Annotated in this window: 15 protein-coding genes; 11 read left to right on the plus strand and 4 right to left on the minus strand. The window is 71.2% G+C overall.

Features of this window, described 5'->3' with window-relative positions; genetic code table 11:
• A partial coding sequence (locus VJR25_RS12140) for an alanine racemase C-terminal domain-containing protein (protein WP_324115354.1) occupies positions 1-403 on the plus strand: 403 nt, incomplete at its 5' end.
• Entirely contained in the window at positions 400-1,443 is a 1,044-nt protein-coding gene (locus VJR25_RS12145) for an alanine racemase (RefSeq protein ID WP_324115356.1), read from the plus strand. The genes VJR25_RS12140 and VJR25_RS12145, both read left to right, overlap by 4 nt.
• A gap of 6 nt (positions 1,444-1,449) precedes the next feature.
• Here the strand turns inward: VJR25_RS12145 and VJR25_RS12150 are convergent, their stop codons facing one another.
• The gene (locus tag VJR25_RS12150) at positions 1,450-1,674 is read right to left on the minus strand and encodes a DUF7455 domain-containing protein (protein WP_324115358.1); all 225 of its coding nucleotides are present in this window, start codon (positions 1,672-1,674) and stop codon (positions 1,450-1,452) included.
• Between the two features lie 174 nt (positions 1,675-1,848).
• Between VJR25_RS12150 and VJR25_RS12155 the strand changes: the two genes are divergently transcribed.
• From VJR25_RS12155 to VJR25_RS12165, 3 genes are read left to right on the plus strand one after another with little or no spacing between them, the layout of a single operon-like run.
• On the plus strand, positions 1,849-3,930 hold the full coding sequence (locus VJR25_RS12155; RefSeq protein WP_324115361.1) for a DNA topoisomerase IV subunit B: 2,082 nt from the start codon (positions 1,849-1,851) through the stop codon (positions 3,928-3,930).
• A 37-nt stretch (positions 3,931-3,967) separates the two neighbouring features.
• Positions 3,968-4,198: a hypothetical protein gene (locus VJR25_RS12160; RefSeq protein ID WP_324115363.1), complete on the plus strand. Its 231-nt coding sequence runs from the start codon at positions 3,968-3,970 to the stop codon at positions 4,196-4,198.
• Positions 4,195-4,623: a TA system VapC family ribonuclease toxin gene (locus VJR25_RS12165; RefSeq protein ID WP_324115365.1), complete on the plus strand. Its 429-nt coding sequence runs from the start codon at positions 4,195-4,197 to the stop codon at positions 4,621-4,623. Before VJR25_RS12160 ends, VJR25_RS12165 begins: the two co-directional genes overlap by 4 nt.
• 36 nt (positions 4,624-4,659) lie before the next feature.
• Here the strand turns inward: VJR25_RS12165 and VJR25_RS12170 are convergent, their stop codons facing one another.
• Positions 4,660-7,101 (minus strand): DNA topoisomerase IV subunit A, encoded by a 2,442-nt coding sequence (locus VJR25_RS12170; protein ID WP_324115367.1) that lies wholly within the window; start codon positions 7,099-7,101, stop codon positions 4,660-4,662.
• A 65-nt stretch (positions 7,102-7,166) separates the two neighbouring features.
• On the opposite strand from VJR25_RS12170, the gene VJR25_RS12175 reads away from it, so the two are divergent.
• Complete coding sequence (locus tag VJR25_RS12175; protein WP_324115369.1) at positions 7,167-8,300, plus strand: nucleotide pyrophosphatase/phosphodiesterase family protein; 1,134 nt, start codon at positions 7,167-7,169, stop codon at positions 8,298-8,300.
• On the opposite strand, the gene sepH is transcribed toward VJR25_RS12175, so the two are convergent.
• On the minus strand, positions 8,301-9,344 hold the full coding sequence (gene sepH / locus VJR25_RS12180) for a septation protein SepH (RefSeq protein WP_324115371.1): 1,044 nt from the start codon (positions 9,342-9,344) through the stop codon (positions 8,301-8,303).
• A 213-nt stretch (positions 9,345-9,557) separates the two neighbouring features.
• Between sepH and VJR25_RS12185 the strand changes: the two genes are divergently transcribed.
• On the plus strand, positions 9,558-9,851 hold the full coding sequence (locus VJR25_RS12185; protein WP_324115374.1) for a DUF4193 domain-containing protein: 294 nt from the start codon (positions 9,558-9,560) through the stop codon (positions 9,849-9,851).
• On the opposite strand, the gene VJR25_RS12190 is transcribed toward VJR25_RS12185, so the two are convergent.
• Entirely contained in the window at positions 9,848-10,318 is a 471-nt protein-coding gene (locus tag VJR25_RS12190) for a DUF3093 domain-containing protein (protein ID WP_324115377.1), read from the minus strand. The genes VJR25_RS12185 and VJR25_RS12190 overlap by 4 nt on opposite strands.
• A gap of 18 nt (positions 10,319-10,336) precedes the next feature.
• Here VJR25_RS12190 and dut point away from each other — a divergent pair, with 18 nt between their 5' ends.
• From dut to acnA, 4 genes are all read left to right on the plus strand, one after another.
• Positions 10,337-10,804, plus strand: coding sequence for a dUTP diphosphatase (gene dut / locus VJR25_RS12195; protein ID WP_324115383.1), 468 nt, complete (start codon positions 10,337-10,339; stop codon positions 10,802-10,804).
• Positions 10,805-10,812: 8 nt separating this feature from the next.
• A complete protein-coding gene (locus tag VJR25_RS12200) occupies positions 10,813-11,415 on the plus strand; it encodes a DUF3710 domain-containing protein (protein ID WP_324115387.1) in 603 nt (200 codons plus the stop codon).
• Positions 11,412-12,188 (plus strand): DUF3159 domain-containing protein, encoded by a 777-nt coding sequence (locus VJR25_RS12205; RefSeq protein WP_414683779.1) that lies wholly within the window; start codon positions 11,412-11,414, stop codon positions 12,186-12,188. The genes VJR25_RS12200 and VJR25_RS12205 overlap by 4 nt, the downstream gene beginning before the upstream one ends.
• 160 nt (positions 12,189-12,348) lie before the next feature.
• Positions 12,349-14,809: aconitate hydratase AcnA (gene acnA, locus VJR25_RS12210; RefSeq protein WP_324115385.1), on the plus strand; the 2,461-nt coding region annotated here is incomplete at its 3' end.

The raw sequence follows: 14,809 nt of genomic DNA on the forward strand, positions 1-14,809 counted from the left end.
GGGCCGGTCGGCCGCGATGCGCCTGTCCGGCACCGCCCTCGTGGTCAAGCGCCTGCGCGCCGGCGAGGGCGTCTCCTACGGGTACCGGCACCGCGCCGCCCGCGACACCCGCATCGCCCTCGTGACGGGAGGCTACGCACAGGGCATCGTGCGCTCGCTCGGCGGCGCCGCCGACGTCGTCATCTCGGGCGTGCGGCGCCCCATCGTCGGCCGGGTGGCCATGGACGTGTGCATGATCGACATCGACGACCTCGACGTGCGGCGCGGCGACGAGGCCGTCTTCTTCGGAGACCCCGCGCTCGGCGAGCCGAGCGTGCGCGACTGGGCCGCGGCCACCGGCCTGCACGAGTCCGAGATCGTGACGGCGGTCGGCCGCCGCGCGCTGCGGGAGGCCGTCGCATGAGCGCGCATCTGGACATCGACCTCGACGTGCTGGACGCGAACCTCGCCGTCATCCGCGAACGGGTCGCCCCCGCGCGGCACATGCTCGTCGTCAAGGACGACGCGTACGGTCACGGCGTCGCGCCCGTCGCGCGCCGCGCGTGGGATGCCGGCGTGCGCTGGTTCGGCACCTTCGACGTCGCGAACGGGATCGTCGTGCGGCAGGAGCTCGGTCCGGACGCCCGGGTGTTCGCGTGGATGATCGGGTCCCGGGAGGACGCCGAACTCGCCGTGGCCGCCGACCTCGATCTCGGCGTCGGCGACCCGGACCTCCTCGAGGATGCCGCCGCGGTGCGCGCGCAGCGCGTGCACCTGAAGATCGACACCGGCCTGCACCGCAACGGGATCAGGCCGGAGGACTGGCCCGCCGTCGTCGCGCGTGCCGCCCGGCTCGAGTCCGACGGCGCCATCCGCGTCGTCGGCGTGTGGAGCCACATCGCCGAGGCATCCGACACGGAGGACGACGCCGCCCGCGCCGTGTTCGACTGGGCGGTCGACGAGGCGCGCGCCGCCGGCCTGGACCCCGGGCTGCGCCATCTGGCGGCCAGCGCGGCGTCCTTCGCCCGCGCGGAGTTCCGATACGACCTGGTGCGCGTCGGCGCGTTCGCGTACGGCATCCACCCCGCCGGCGGCCCGGAGGCCGATGCTCTCGGCATCCGTCCGATCGCGCGGCTGACGGCGCCCGTGCTCGCGGTGACGGACGACACGGTCGAGATCGGGATCGGGATGCTCGACGGCCTGCCGTCCGCACTCGCCGGACGCGTCAGCGTCGGGACGCCGGGCGGCACGCGGCGCCTGGAGCGCATCGATGCGACGCAGTCGCAGGTGCAGGGCTGGCCGGATGCCACGGTCGGCGACGAGGTGACCGTGTACGGACCGGGCGGAAGCGGGGAGTGCACCGCCACCGGTCTCGCCGAGGCGATCGACACGATCGGTGAGGAGATCGCGCTGCGCGTCTCTCCCGCTCTCCCGCGCCGCTACCGGCGGGACGTCAGCGGCTGATCCGGATCAGGCTTCGTCGTTGAGGCGGGCGGTCTCGTCGTGCCACGTCGTCGCGACCGCGCGGAGCTTCGCCTCGTACTTGCGGCCGTGGTGGGCGCAGAAGAGCAGCTCGCTGCCGTTGACCTCGGCGGCGATGTACGCCTGCGCGCCGCACGAGTCGCAGCGGTCGGCAGCGGTGAGTCGGTAGAAGGGGGCCCCGGTGGTCTCGTTGTGGGCCGTGAGCGTGGTCATTTCGGTGCCTCCTCGGTCAGTCGCAACTTCCTCCGTCACTGACATACAACCACGCGCACCCGAGAAGAATGCCCGGAACGCCGTGCGGTTCGCTCACCGCGTAGCGCGGCGTCATCAGAGCGGCCGCAACCGCCGTGTCCGCGGCGGCGGCACCGGGCACGCCCGATAGTCTGGATGATCGTGACAGCCGAGTACTCCGCCCACCACCTGCAGGTGCTTGAGGGCCTCGAAGCCGTGCGGAAACGCCCCGGCATGTACATCGGGTCGACCGACAGCCGCGGCCTCATGCACTGCCTGTGGGAGATCATCGACAACTCGGTCGACGAGGCGCTCGGCGGTTTCGGAACCCGCATCGACGTGGTGCTGCACGCCGACGGCAGCGTCGAGGTGCGCGACCGCGCGCGCGGCATCCCCGTCGACATCGAGCCGCGCACCGGGCTCTCCGGCGTCGAGGTCGTGTTCACCAAGCTGCACGCCGGCGGCAAGTTCGGCGGCGGGTCGTACGCCGCCTCGGGCGGCCTGCACGGCGTCGGCGCCTCCGTCGTGAACGCACTGTCCGAGCGGCTCGACGTCGAAGTCGACCGCGGCGGAAAGACCTGGGCGATGTCGTTCCACCGCGGCGAGCCCGGCGTCTTCGCGAACGGCTCGCCGGAGTCGCGGTTCACCGCGTTCGACGCGGCCAGCGAGCTGCGCACCGTCGGCAAGGTCGCGCGCGGCGTGACCGGCACCCGCATCCGCTACTGGGCGGACCGGCAGATCTTCACGAAGGATGCCTCGTTCGGGCTGGACGAGCTCGTCCAGCGCGCCCGGCAGACCGCGTTCCTCGTGCCCGGGCTCGAGATCGTCATCCGCGACGAGCGGGACGCCGACGCGGGGCCGACGGAGACGTCCTTCAAATACGACGGCGGGATCTCGGAGTTCGCCGAGTTCCTCGCGCCCGACAGCGCCGTCACGGAGGTGTGGCGCCTCCAGGGCACCGGCGGGTTCACCGAGACCGTGCCGGTGCTGCAGGCATCCGGCGCGATGGTGCCGACCGAGGTGGAGCGCCAGTGCGAGGTCGACGTGGCGCTGCGCTGGGGGACCGGCTACGACACCACGGTGCGCTCGTTCGTGAACATCATCGCGACCCCCAAGGGCGGCACGCACCAGCAGGGCTTCGAGCAGGGGCTGCTGAAGTCCGTCCGCGCCCAGGTCGACGCGAACGCCCGCCGGCTCAAGGTGGGCAACGACAAGCTCGAGAAGGACGACATCATGGCGGGCCTCACCGTCGTGCTGAACGTGCGCCTGCCCGAACCCCAGTTCGAGGGGCAGACCAAGGAGGTGCTCGGCACGCCCGCCGTGCGCCAGATCGTGTCCAACGTGGTCTCGCGCGGCATCACCGAGCGACTCACCTCCGCGCGGCGCGACGACAAGCTGCAGTCGGCGCTGCTTCTGGACAAGATCGTCGCGGAGATGAAGGCGCGCATCTCCGCCCGGGCGCACAAGGAGACCCAGCGGCGCAAGAACGCACTGGAGTCCTCGTCGCTGCCGGCCAAGCTCGTCGACTGCCGGTCGAACGACGTCGCGGAGTCGGAGCTGTTCATCGTCGAGGGCGACTCGGCCCTCGGTACGGCGAAACTCGCCCGCGACAGCGAGCACCAGGCGCTGCTGCCCATCCGCGGCAAGATCCTCAACGTCCAGAAGGCGTCCGTCAGCGACATGCTCTCGAACGTCGAATGCGCCTCGATCATCCAGGTCGTCGGCGCCGGATCCGGCCGCACGTTCGATCTGGATGCCGCCCGCTACGGCAAGATCATCCTGATGAGCGACGCCGACGTCGACGGCGCGCACATCCGCACCCTGCTGCTCACGCTCTTCTTCCGGTACATGCGCCCGCTCATCGAGGACGGCCGCGTGTTCGCCGCGGTCCCGCCACTGCACCGGGTCATCGTGAACGGACGCGGGGGCCGCCCGGCCGAGACGCTGTACACCTACAGCGAGCAGGAGCTGCACGGGCTCCTCGCGAAGCTCACCAAGTCCGGAAAGCGCTGGCAGGAACCCATCCAGCGGTACAAGGGCCTCGGCGAGATGGATGCCGAGCAGCTCGCCACCACGACGATGGATCGCGCCGGCCGCACCCTGCGCCGCGTACGGGTGGAGGATGCCGAAGCGGCCACCTCCGTCTTCGAGATGCTCATGGGCAACGACGTCGCACCGCGACGCGAGTTCATCGTCACCTCGTCGGATCGGCTGGGTCGGGAGCGCATCGACGCCTGACGTTGACCGGCGATGCGTGATGCGTGATGATCGACGCATGCGCACCACGCTGAACATCGACGACGATGTGCTCGCCGCCGCGCGCCAGTACGCCGACGCGCGTGGATTGACGCTGGGGGAGGCGCTGTCCCAGCTCGCGCGCGCGACCCTCACCGAGCGGGCCCGCGAGGGAGGCCGCCGCAACGGGATCGTGCTCCTGCCGCGCGCCGCCGGCGCAGGCTCGGCGACACTGGACGACGTCAACCGGCTGCGGGACGACCTGCCATGACCCGGTTCCTCCTCGACGTGAACGTCGTGATCGCGCTGGTCGATCCGCTGCACGTGCACCATGAACGGGCGCACCGCTGGTTCGCCTCCCGATCCGGCACGACGTGGTGCACGTCGCCGGTCGTGCAGAACGGGGCGCTTCGGATCCTCGCACATCCGAAGTACCCGAACCCGCAGTCGATGCCCGCGGTGGTGATGAGCCTCACGAGCCTCGTCGCCCACCCGGAGCACGAGTTCCTCGCGGACTCGGTGAGCCTGCTGACCGGCGACGTGCGGCGCGAGCGGCTGCTCTCCAGCGCGCAGGTCACCGACTCCTACCTGCTCGCGCTGGCGGTGGCATCCGACGCCCGGCTCGTGACGTTCGACACCAAGCTGGTCACCCTCGCGGTGCCGGGCGGCACGGACGCCCTGCTGGCGCTGACCTGACCGCGGACGGTCGGTCCAGGGGCAGGCGATGGCCGGTCAGGCGACGACGGTGCCGACCGCTCCGATGACGGCGTCGAGCGGCGTTCCGGATGCGTCGCGCTTCGCGCCCGCCTCCGGCAGCTGACGCACCGATCCGTCCGGACCGACCGCACGCGGCTCGGTGCCCACCCACGCGAGCGTGAGGGTGTCCTCGCCCTTCAGGAACCGCTGCGCGCGCACGCCGCCCGTCGCGCGGCCCTTCGCCGGGAACTCGGCGAAGTCCGACACCTTCGCGGCGCCGGCATCCGCGCCCGCGAGCGCCTGCGTCGACCCCGCGATGGTCACCACGACGGCATCCTGCGGGTCCGGGATCACGCCGAAGAACACCACGCGCTCGCCCGGCGCCACGCGGACGCCGGCCATGCCGCCGGCGGCGCGGCCCTGCGGCCGGACGGATGCCGCGTCGAAGCGCAGCAGCTGGGCGTCGCTGGTGACGAACACGAGCTCCACGTCGTCGGGGGCGACCGCGGCGCCCACGACCCGGTCACCGGGCTTGAGCGAGATCGCCTCGGCATCGGTCTTGTTCGCGAGCTCCGACGTCGCGACGCGCTTGACGACGCCCTGGGCGGTGCCGAGCGCGATCGCGGGCTGCTCCGCGAGGGGGACGAGGGCGACCACGTGCTCGTCCTTAGAAAGTCCCAGATACTGGTCCACGCGCGTGCCGGCGGCGAGCTGCACGGAGTTCCCGGGCACCGCAGGCAGGTCCACCGGCGAGAACCGGAGCATGCGCCCGAGGGTCGTGACGGCGACCACGTCGCCGCGCGTCGTGGTGTCCACGCTGCTGCGCACGGCGTCGTGCTTCGACCGGCGCGCGGGCGGGACGATGGCCGTGTCCTCGCCGAGGTCGGTGCGCGCCATGCGCCCGGTCGCCGAGAGGTACACGCGGCACGGGGTGTCGGCGATCTGCAGGTCGGCCGGCGCCGCGGCGCGGGAGCGGGGCTGGATCGGGCCGCCGTCCAGCAGCAGCGTGCGCCGCGGAGTGCCGTACGTCTCGGCGGCGGCATCCAGCTCGCGCGCCACCTGGGCGTGCAGCAGCTCCTCGCTGCCGAGCAGCTTCACGAGCTCCTCGATCTGGGCATTCAGCTCGTCGCGCTCGGCCTCGAGCTCGATGCGGGAGAACTTCGTGAGGCGCCGCAGCCGCAGCTCGAGGATGTACTCCGCCTGCACCTCGGAGAGGTCGAAGACGTCCTGGAGGCGCGTGCGGGCCTGTTCGCTGTCGTCCGAGGTGCGGATGACCTGGATGACCTCGTCGATGTCGAGGATCGCGATGAGCAGGCCCTCGACCAGGTGCAGGCGCTCGCGCTTGCGGGCGAGACGGTACTCGCTTCGGCGGGTGACGACGCGGATGCGGTGGTCGAGGTAGACGCGCAGCAGCTCGCGCAGCCCGAGTGTCTGCGGCTGACCTCCGACCAGGGCGACGTTGTTGATGCTGAACGAGTCCTCGAGCGGCGTCAGGCGGTACAGGTGCTCCAGGACGGCCTTCGGATCGAACCCGGTCTTGATCTGGACGATCAGCCGCAGGCCGTTCTTGCGGTCGGTGAGATCGGCGACGTCGGCGATGCCGGTCAGCTTCTTCGCGTTGACGGCATCCTTGATCTTCTCGATCACCCGCTCGGGACCGACGAGGTACGGCAGCTCCGTGATCACGATGCCCGTGCGGCGCGGTCCGAGCGCTTCGATCGACACCTTCGCGCGGGTGCGGAACGTGCCCCGGCCGGTCGCGTAGGCGTCCTTCACGCCGTCGAGGCTCGTGATGATGCCGCCCGACGGCAGGTCGGGGCCGGGCACGAACGCCATCAGCTCCTCGACAGTGGCCTGCGGGTTCTGCAGCAGGTGCACGGCGGCGCCGACGACCTCCACGAGGTTGTGCGGGGCCATGTTCGTGGCCATGCCGACCGCGATGCCGGACGCGCCGTTCACGAGCAGGTTCGGGTACGCGGCCGGCAGCACCTCCGGCTGCTGGAACTGACCGTCGTAGTTGGGGATGAAGTCGACGACGTCCTCGTCGAGGCTCTCGGTCAGGGCCAGCGCCGGCGGCGCCAGCCGCGCCTCCGTGTAGCGGGATGCCGCGGGGCCGTCGTCGAGCGAGCCGAAGTTGCCGTGCCCGTCCACGAGCGGCACCCGCAGGGTGAACGGCTGGGCGAGGCGGACCAGGGCGTCGTAGATCGCCGAGTCGCCGTGCGGATGCAGCTTCCCCATCACCTCGCCGACCACACGGGCGCTCTTCACGTGCCCGCGGTCGGGGCGGAGCCCCATGTCGGCCATCTGGTACAGGATGCGCCGCTGCACCGGCTTCAGGCCGTCGCGGGCGTCCGGCAGGGCGCGGGAGTAGATCACCGAGTACGCGTACTCGAGGTACGAGCCCTGCATCTCGGCGGAGACATCGACGTCTTCGATGCGTTCGCGGCCGGGGGCGGGCGGGGGAGTCTGAGCTGGCATACAGGTGGGGCGATCTTCGAGTTCGGAGCGGGGCCGGCGGTGACGACTGTGCGAGACTTGGCCGGATGAGCCTCAGCCTACCGGGGGAGCCCGCCGACGCCCGGAGCCTCACCGACGTCGTCGTGCAGCTGCAGGCGGCGCTGGACGGTCGCTCCTCGTGGTTCGCCCCGGTGCGCAGCGCCATCGTGTTCGTCGTCGACGGCCTCGGCGCCCGGAACCTCTCGCAGCGTGCGGCCTATGCCCGCACGCTCACCGCCGCGGGCGGGCGCCGCGCGGTCGCGCGCACCGTCTTCCCGTCGACGACCGCGGCGGCCCTCACGAGCCTCCTCACCGGCGCCGACCCGGGCGAGCACGGCATCGTCGGCTACCGGGTGCGGGTTCCGGGCACCGACGTGGTCTCCAATCAGCTCACCGGATGGCAGGACGACGGGCTCGACCCGATGACGTGGCAGCGCTCGGAACCGCTGCTCCAGCGGTGGCAGGCGATCCAGCGCCCCGCGTTCGTCGTCTCCCGGGCCCGTTACCGCGGCACCGGCTTCAGCGTCGCGACGATGCGCGGCGCGGACTTCATCGGAGTGGACGATCTGCGTGAGCGGGCGCTGACCGCGGCCGCGCTCGCGGGGCAGCATCCGGGCTCGCTCATCTATCTGTACGCCCCCGAGCTCGACACGATCGGCCACCGGCACGGCTGGCAGTCCGACCAGTGGGCCGCACAGCTGGAGATGCTCGACGGCGTCGTGCGCTCGTTCAGTGCGGCACTCGGCCCCGGCGTGGGGGCGGTCGTGACCGCCGACCACGGCATGGTCGACGTGCCGCGGCACCGGCAGGTGCTGCTCGAAGACGGCGATGCGCTCGTGGACGGCGTGCGCCAGATCGCCGGAGAGCCGCGCATGCTGCACGTGTACGCGGAGGACGGGGCGAGCGATGCCGTGCTCGCCGCGTGGCGCGAGGCGGAGGCATCCCGTTCCTGGGTGATGTCCCGGGACGAGGCGATCGCCGCGGGCCTGTTCGGCCGGACCACGGATGCCGTGCGTCCGCGCATCGGCGACGTCATCGTCGCGGCGCGCGCCGGCATCGCGTACTACGACGATCGGCTCGCCGACAAGGCGCCGCAACGGATGATCGGCCAGCACGGCTCGCTCACCGACGAGGAGCGCGCTGTGCCCCTGATCAAGCTCGGTGCGCTCGCCGCGCTCTGATCAGGAGTCCTCGCTGCGGGCGCCGAAGACGATCTCGTCCCAGGACGGCATCGACGGGCGGCCTTTGCGCCGGCTGTCGCCCGGCGTCGAGCCGGTGCGGGCGGCGGGTTCCTCCGTGAGGAGGTCGAGCTCGTCGTCGGCGGGCGCCGGGGCAGGCTGGCTGTCGGCGGATCCGAAGGCGTCGAAGATCGAGACGGGAGCCACCGGTGCGGTGGGGACGGTGTCCTGGTCCTCGTCCTCGGGCAGCGGGAGGGGTTCGCGCTGCCCGCGCCGACGGCGCAGCGCTTCGAGCAGATCCGCCGTGTCGCTGGACGTGGTGGCGTCGGCCGGCGCGGATCGCACGGCCGCCTCCTGGACGGATGCCGCGGCGTAGTCGGCCTCGGTGAGGCGACGCAGGCCGGGCTCCGGGGTCGCCGAGGCGTCTGCGACCGGCGGAAGCGGCACCTCGAGCGCGCGCAGCCGCGGGATCAGCCCCTCGGGCAGCGCACCCTGGCGGGACAGCTGGGTGGCGGCCGCGTTCGCGGGCGTCAGCGTGGTGCGTCGCGGGTCGAACGACCAGCGTGCGTCGTGCTCGACCTCGCCCACGGTGAACTCGAGCCTGACGACCCAGCCGCCCTCTTCCTTCCAGCTCGTCCAGCGCTCACCGGAGGCGTGGGCCTCGGCGAGCTTCGCGCGGACGGCGGCGCCGAAGGTGGGGGAGGTGTCGTGCTCGAAGTCGTCGGCGACGAGCACGGGCACGGCCAGCGCCTGGCCGACGATGTGCTCGCGCTCGGCCAGCACAGGGCCCTCGTATCGCGTGACGACGTCGATCGAGATGCCGAACAGCTCGGCGACCTCACGGGCGCCCAGGCCGGCGCGGATCTGCGCCTGGATCTCCCGCGGGCTCGTGCGCGGCCCGCGGTCCTGCTCCTCGTCGCGGTCGCGCCGCGCCTGACGCAGCTGGGCGCGGAGCACGTCGTCGACGGGCAGGGTGAATCGCTCCCCGGATTCGGTCGCGAGCACGAGGGTCTCGCCCTCGGTCCCGATGACTCTCAGCTGTTCCATGCGAACTGCGCCTCCGATCTGCTCGCTCCATGGTCCCACGGGAGGTTCTGCAGGCCGGGAATACCGTGGGCGCGCCGCCGGTTTCGTCCATGCACGTTCCCGGGCGATCGGGCCTCTGACATCGCAGTTGCAAATTCGTTCCGATTCGTGCAAACTGTCGCCGCCCATACGGGCCCGCAGACACACAACCCTCGGAAGTAGGAACGTTCAGGAATGGCCACCGATTACGACGCACCGCGCAAGAACGAAGACGAGAGCGAGTCGATCGAGGCGCTCAAGGAGCGCGTGCCCGACAAGTCGTCGGGGTCGATCGACGTCGAGGACGCGGACAACCCCTCGGGCTTCGAACTGCCGGGTGCCGATCTGTCCGACCTCGAGCTCGACGTCGTCGTGCTGCCCGCGCAGGAGGACGAGTTCACCTGCGTGAGCTGCTTCCTCGTGAAGCACCGCTCGCAGCTCGACCACGAGGACCCGGCCGGGCCGATCTGCAAGGACTGCGCGGCTTAAGCGCCCGTCTGCGAACGCCGGATCGCCGCCGCCAGGCGATCCGGCGTTCGCGTTGAGAGCACCCAGCTCGGCGTCGGGTCGTCCGGGTCCTCGACCGTCACCCGCACCACTCCGTCGATCCCACCGCGGATGACGTGCCAGTCCCGCGGGTCGAGCCCCGGGCCGCGCACCTGACGCGCCTGCAGGGCCTCGTAGGTCGTCGGCCGGCCCAGCAGATGCACGTCGATGTGGGCGCGCCCGGCGTGCAGGACGCCCCCGCGCACGCTGATCACCGGCGCTCCGGCGATCATCAGCACGACGACGAGGACCGCCACGAGCACCCCGATCGCGAGGGCGAGCGTCTGGTTGAGGGGCACGAAGACGAGCGTGGCCATCGGGGCCACCACCGCTGCGGACACGATCGCCCAGAGCGAGGGCGTCAGCCGCTCGCGGTAGTCGTCGCCGGCGCGCGTGCCGCTCGTAGCCATCTGCATTACCCTCGTTGAGTGACCGAAACCGTGGACGTCCCCATTATCGCCCCCGTGCTTCCGGCCTATGCGCACCCGGGTGACGCGGGCGCCGACCTCGTCTCCGCGGAGGCGCTGCGGCTGGAGCCCGGACAGCGCGCACTCGTCGGCACCGGCGTGCGCATCGCGCTGCCGGAGGGATACGCCGCCTTCGTGGTGCCGCGCAGCGGTCTGGCGGCCAAGCACGGCATCACCATCGTCAACTCTCCCGGCACGGTGGATGCCGGATACCGCGGCGAGATCAAGGTCGCCCTGCTGAACACCGACCGCGACAGCGCGTTCGACATCGCCGTGGGCGACCGCATCGCGCAGCTGATCGTCGCGCCCGTCGCCCGCGCCGTCTTCCTGCCGGTCGACGAGCTGGAGGGCAGCATCCGCGGCGCCGGCGGCTTCGGATCCACCGGTGTCAGTACCGAATCGACCCCCCTGACGAGGAGCATGTCGTGAGCGACAGCATGAGCGGCGACGACGCCCTGCCCGAACAGCCCGCACGCAAGTCGGCGCCGGACGACCGCGAGACGGCGGGTCCGTTCGACGAGAGCGAGGCGAACCCGGTCCGCCCCTACATCGACCTCGGCGGCATCAAGGTGCTGCCCCGCGAGGGCCTGAATCTGCGACTGGAGATCGAGGAGCAGACGAACCGCATCGTTGCCGTCGGGCTCGACTACGCCGACTCCACGCTGCAGGTGCAGCCCTTCGCCGCGCCGCGGACGGCGGGCCTCTGGGATGAGACGCGGGAGCAGATCCGCGCGCAGGTGCGCCAGCAGGGCGGCCGGGTCGAGGAGCGCGAGGGACCGCTCGGGCCCGAACTGCTCGCCGAGGTGCCCGTGGCCAACCCCGACGGGACGACCGGCAAGCGCCTGGCGCGATTCGTCGGCATCGACGGTCCGCGCTGGTTCCTGCGCGGCGTCATCGGGGGTGCGGCGACCGGAGACGTCAACGCGGCGGCGAGCGTCGAGGACCTCTTCCGTTCGCTCGTGGTCGTGCGGGGCGGCAACCCGATGCCGCCGCGCGACCTCATCCCGCTGAAGATGCCGACGACCCCGGGCACGGCGTGAGTCCGGACCCGGCAGGAGGAGCATCCGGCGCCGGCGAGGAGGATGCCGCGGCATCCCGCGCGGACGACGGTTCGGCGGTCCCCGCCGCCTCCGAGGTGATCGGCGCGGCGCTCGGCGGCGCCGCACGACGGGCGGGCCTCGACCCCGCTCAGGCCGGCAGCACCGGGCACGTGGTCTGGCACGCCATGGGCGGATGGCGCGGGGTGCTGGAGTCCGTGCTCCCCGGGCTCGCCTTCGTCGTCGCCTACACGATCACGCGGCAGCTGGTGCTGCCGTTGGTGATCTCGCTCGGCATCGCCGTGGCCTTCACGCTCGTCCGGCTGCTGTCCCGGCAGCCGCTCGCGTCGGCCCTGGGCGGACTCGTCGCCACGGCGATCGCCGCCGGGATCGCCCTGTGGACCGGCCGTGCGCAGGACAATTTCCTCTACGGCTTCGTCATCGACGCCGTCTTCGGCGCCGTGCTGCTGATCTCGGTGCTCGTGCGCTGGCCCCTCATCGGCCTCGCCGTGGGCTGGATGATGGACGACGCCACCGCGTGGCGGGCCGACCTCCGCAAGCGCCGGGCGTACCTCTGGCTCACGCTGCTGTGGACGGGCCTGTTCGCGGCTCGACTGATCGTCGAGGTTCCCCTCTATCTCGCCGACGCCGTCACGGCGCTCGGCACCGTCAAGCTGCTGATGGGGCTGCCCCTGTTCGCGCCGCTCGTGGCGGTCACGTGGCTGGCGGTGCGGGCTCTGTATCCGCACGCGGCGCGCGCCACGCGGGACGACTGAGCGCGTTCGTCGGCCCTGCGCGGTGCTACATTTATCTTGACGTCAAGATAAATTGACGGTTGCTGCGTGAGGCACTCCCTACTGGTGGAGCCCGGCGCAGCGCGCAAAGATGGGACGTGCGGGGACCTCCCGCATCCGCCGCCGACGAAGGAGACGAATCGTGTCCACGGTTGACAGCTTCGGTGCGAAGAGCACCCTGACGGTCGGCAGTACCGACTACGAGATCTTCCGCACCGATGCCGTGCCGGGCTACGACAAGCTCCCGTTCAGCCTCAAGGTGCTGCTGGAGAACCTGCTGCGCACCGAGGACGGCGCGAACGTCACCAAGCAGCAGATCGAGGCGCTGGGCTCGTGGGATGCCGAGGCGGAGCCGGACACCGAGATCCAGTTCACGCCGGCACGCGTGATCATGCAGGACTTCACCGGCGTGCCCTGCATCGTCGATCTCGCGACGATGCGCGAGGCCGTCGCCGACCTCGGCGGCGACCCGACCAAGATCAACCCGCTCTCGCCTGCCGAGCTCGTCATCGACCACTCCGTCATCGCCGACCTCTTCGGCCGCGCCGACGCGTTCGAGCGCAACGTCGAGATCGAGTACCAGCGCAACGGCGAGCGCTACCAGTTCCTGCGCTGGGGCCAGACCGCGTTCAACGACTTCAAGGTCGTCCCGCCCGGCACCGGCATCGTGCACCAGGTCAACATCGAGTACCTGGCGCGCGTCACCTACACCCGCGAGGTCGACGGCGTGCTGCGCGCCTACCCCGACACGTGCGTCGGCACCGACTCGCACACCACGATGGTCAACGGACTCGGCGTGCTCGGCTGGGGCGTCGGCGGCATCGAGGCCGAGGCGGCCATGCTCGGCCAGCCCGTCTCCATGCTCATCCCGCGCGTGGTCGGCTTCAAGCTGACCGGCACCATCCCCACCGGCGTCACCGCCACCGACGTCGTGCTCACGATCACCGACATGCTGCGCAAGCACGGCGTGGTCGGCAAGTTCGTCGAGTTCTACGGCGAGGGCGTGGCATCGGTGCCACTCGCCAACCGCGCCACCATCGGCAACATGAGCCCGGAGTTCGGCTCGACCGCCGCGATCTTCCCGATCGACGACGTGACCCTCGACTATCTGCGCCTGACCGGACGCAGCGACGAGCAGGTCGCGCTCGTCGAGGCGTACAGCAAGGCGCAGTCCCTGTGGCACGACCCGTCGGTCGAGCCGGTGTTCAGCGAGTACCTGGAGCTCGACCTCGGCACCGTGGTGCCGTCGATCGCCGGCCCGAAGCGCCCGCAGGACCGCATCATCCTCAGCGACGCGAAGGCGCAGTTCGAGAAGGACCTGCTCAACTACGCCGACGTCGACCACGACCTCGTCGACCTCGAGATCGCCGAGTCGTTCCCGGCCTCCGACCCGCCCTCGAACACCCCCGAGAGCGAGCACAGCACCCACGTGCACCACCACCGCAGCCACGCCCCGGCATCCGCGTCGAAGCCGGCGCATGTCGTGCAGGCGGACGGCACCGAATACACGCTCGACCACGGCGCCGTCACGATCGCCGCGATCACCTCGTGCACGAACACGTCGAACCCCTCCGTCATGCTCGCGGCGGGCCTGCTCGCCCGCAACGCGGCCCGGAAGGGTCTGAAGGCCAAGCCGTGGGTGAAGACCACGATGGCGCCCGGCTCGAAGGTCGTCACCGAGTACTACGAGGAGGCGGGCCTCACCGACGACCTCGAAGCCCTCGGCTTCTACACGGTCGGCTACGGCTGCACCACCTGCATCGGCAACTCCGGTCCGCTCATCGAAGAGGTCTCGGCCGCGGTCAACGAGAACGACCTCGCGGTGACCGCGGTGCTCTCCGGAAACCGCAACTTCGAGGGGCGCATCAACCCCGACGTGAAGATGAACTACCTCGCGTCGCCGCCGCTGGTGATCGCCTACGCCCTCGCCGGCTCGATGAACTTCGACTTCGACGCCGATGCGCTCGGCACCGACACCGACGGCAACGACGTGTTCCTCAAGGACATCTGGCCGGATGCCGCCGAGGTGCAGGCGACGATCGACTCGTCGATCGACACCGAGATGTTCGACCGCGAGTACGCGAGCGTTTTCGCCGGCGACGAGCGCTGGAAGTCGCTGCCGACGCCGACGGGCGCCACGTTCGAGTGGGCGGATGCCTCGACCTATGTGCGCAAGCCCCCGTACTTCGAGGGCATGACGCTGCAGCCTGAGCCCGTCGCCGACATCGCGGGCGCGCGGGTGCTCGCCAAGCTCGGCGATTCGGTCACCACCGACCACATCTCGCCCGCCGGCTCCATCAAGGCGGAGAGCCCCGCCGGTCAGTATCTGACCGAGCACGGCGTCGATCGCAAGGACTTCAACTCCTACGGATCTCGCCGCGGCAACCACGAGGTGATGATCCGCGGCACGTTCGCGAACATCCGCCTGCGCAACCAGCTGCTCGACGGCGTGGAGGGCGGGTACACCCGCGACTTCACCCAGGACGGCGGCCCGCAGTCGTTCATCTACGACGCCGCGCAGAACTACGCGGCCGCGGGCACCCCGCTCGTCGTGCTGGGCGGCAAGGAGTACGGCTCGGGCTCGTCGCGTGACTGGGCGGCCA

The organism is Microbacterium sp. (assembly GCF_035277845.1).
Lineage (GTDB): Bacteria > Actinomycetota > Actinomycetes > Actinomycetales > Microbacteriaceae > Microbacterium.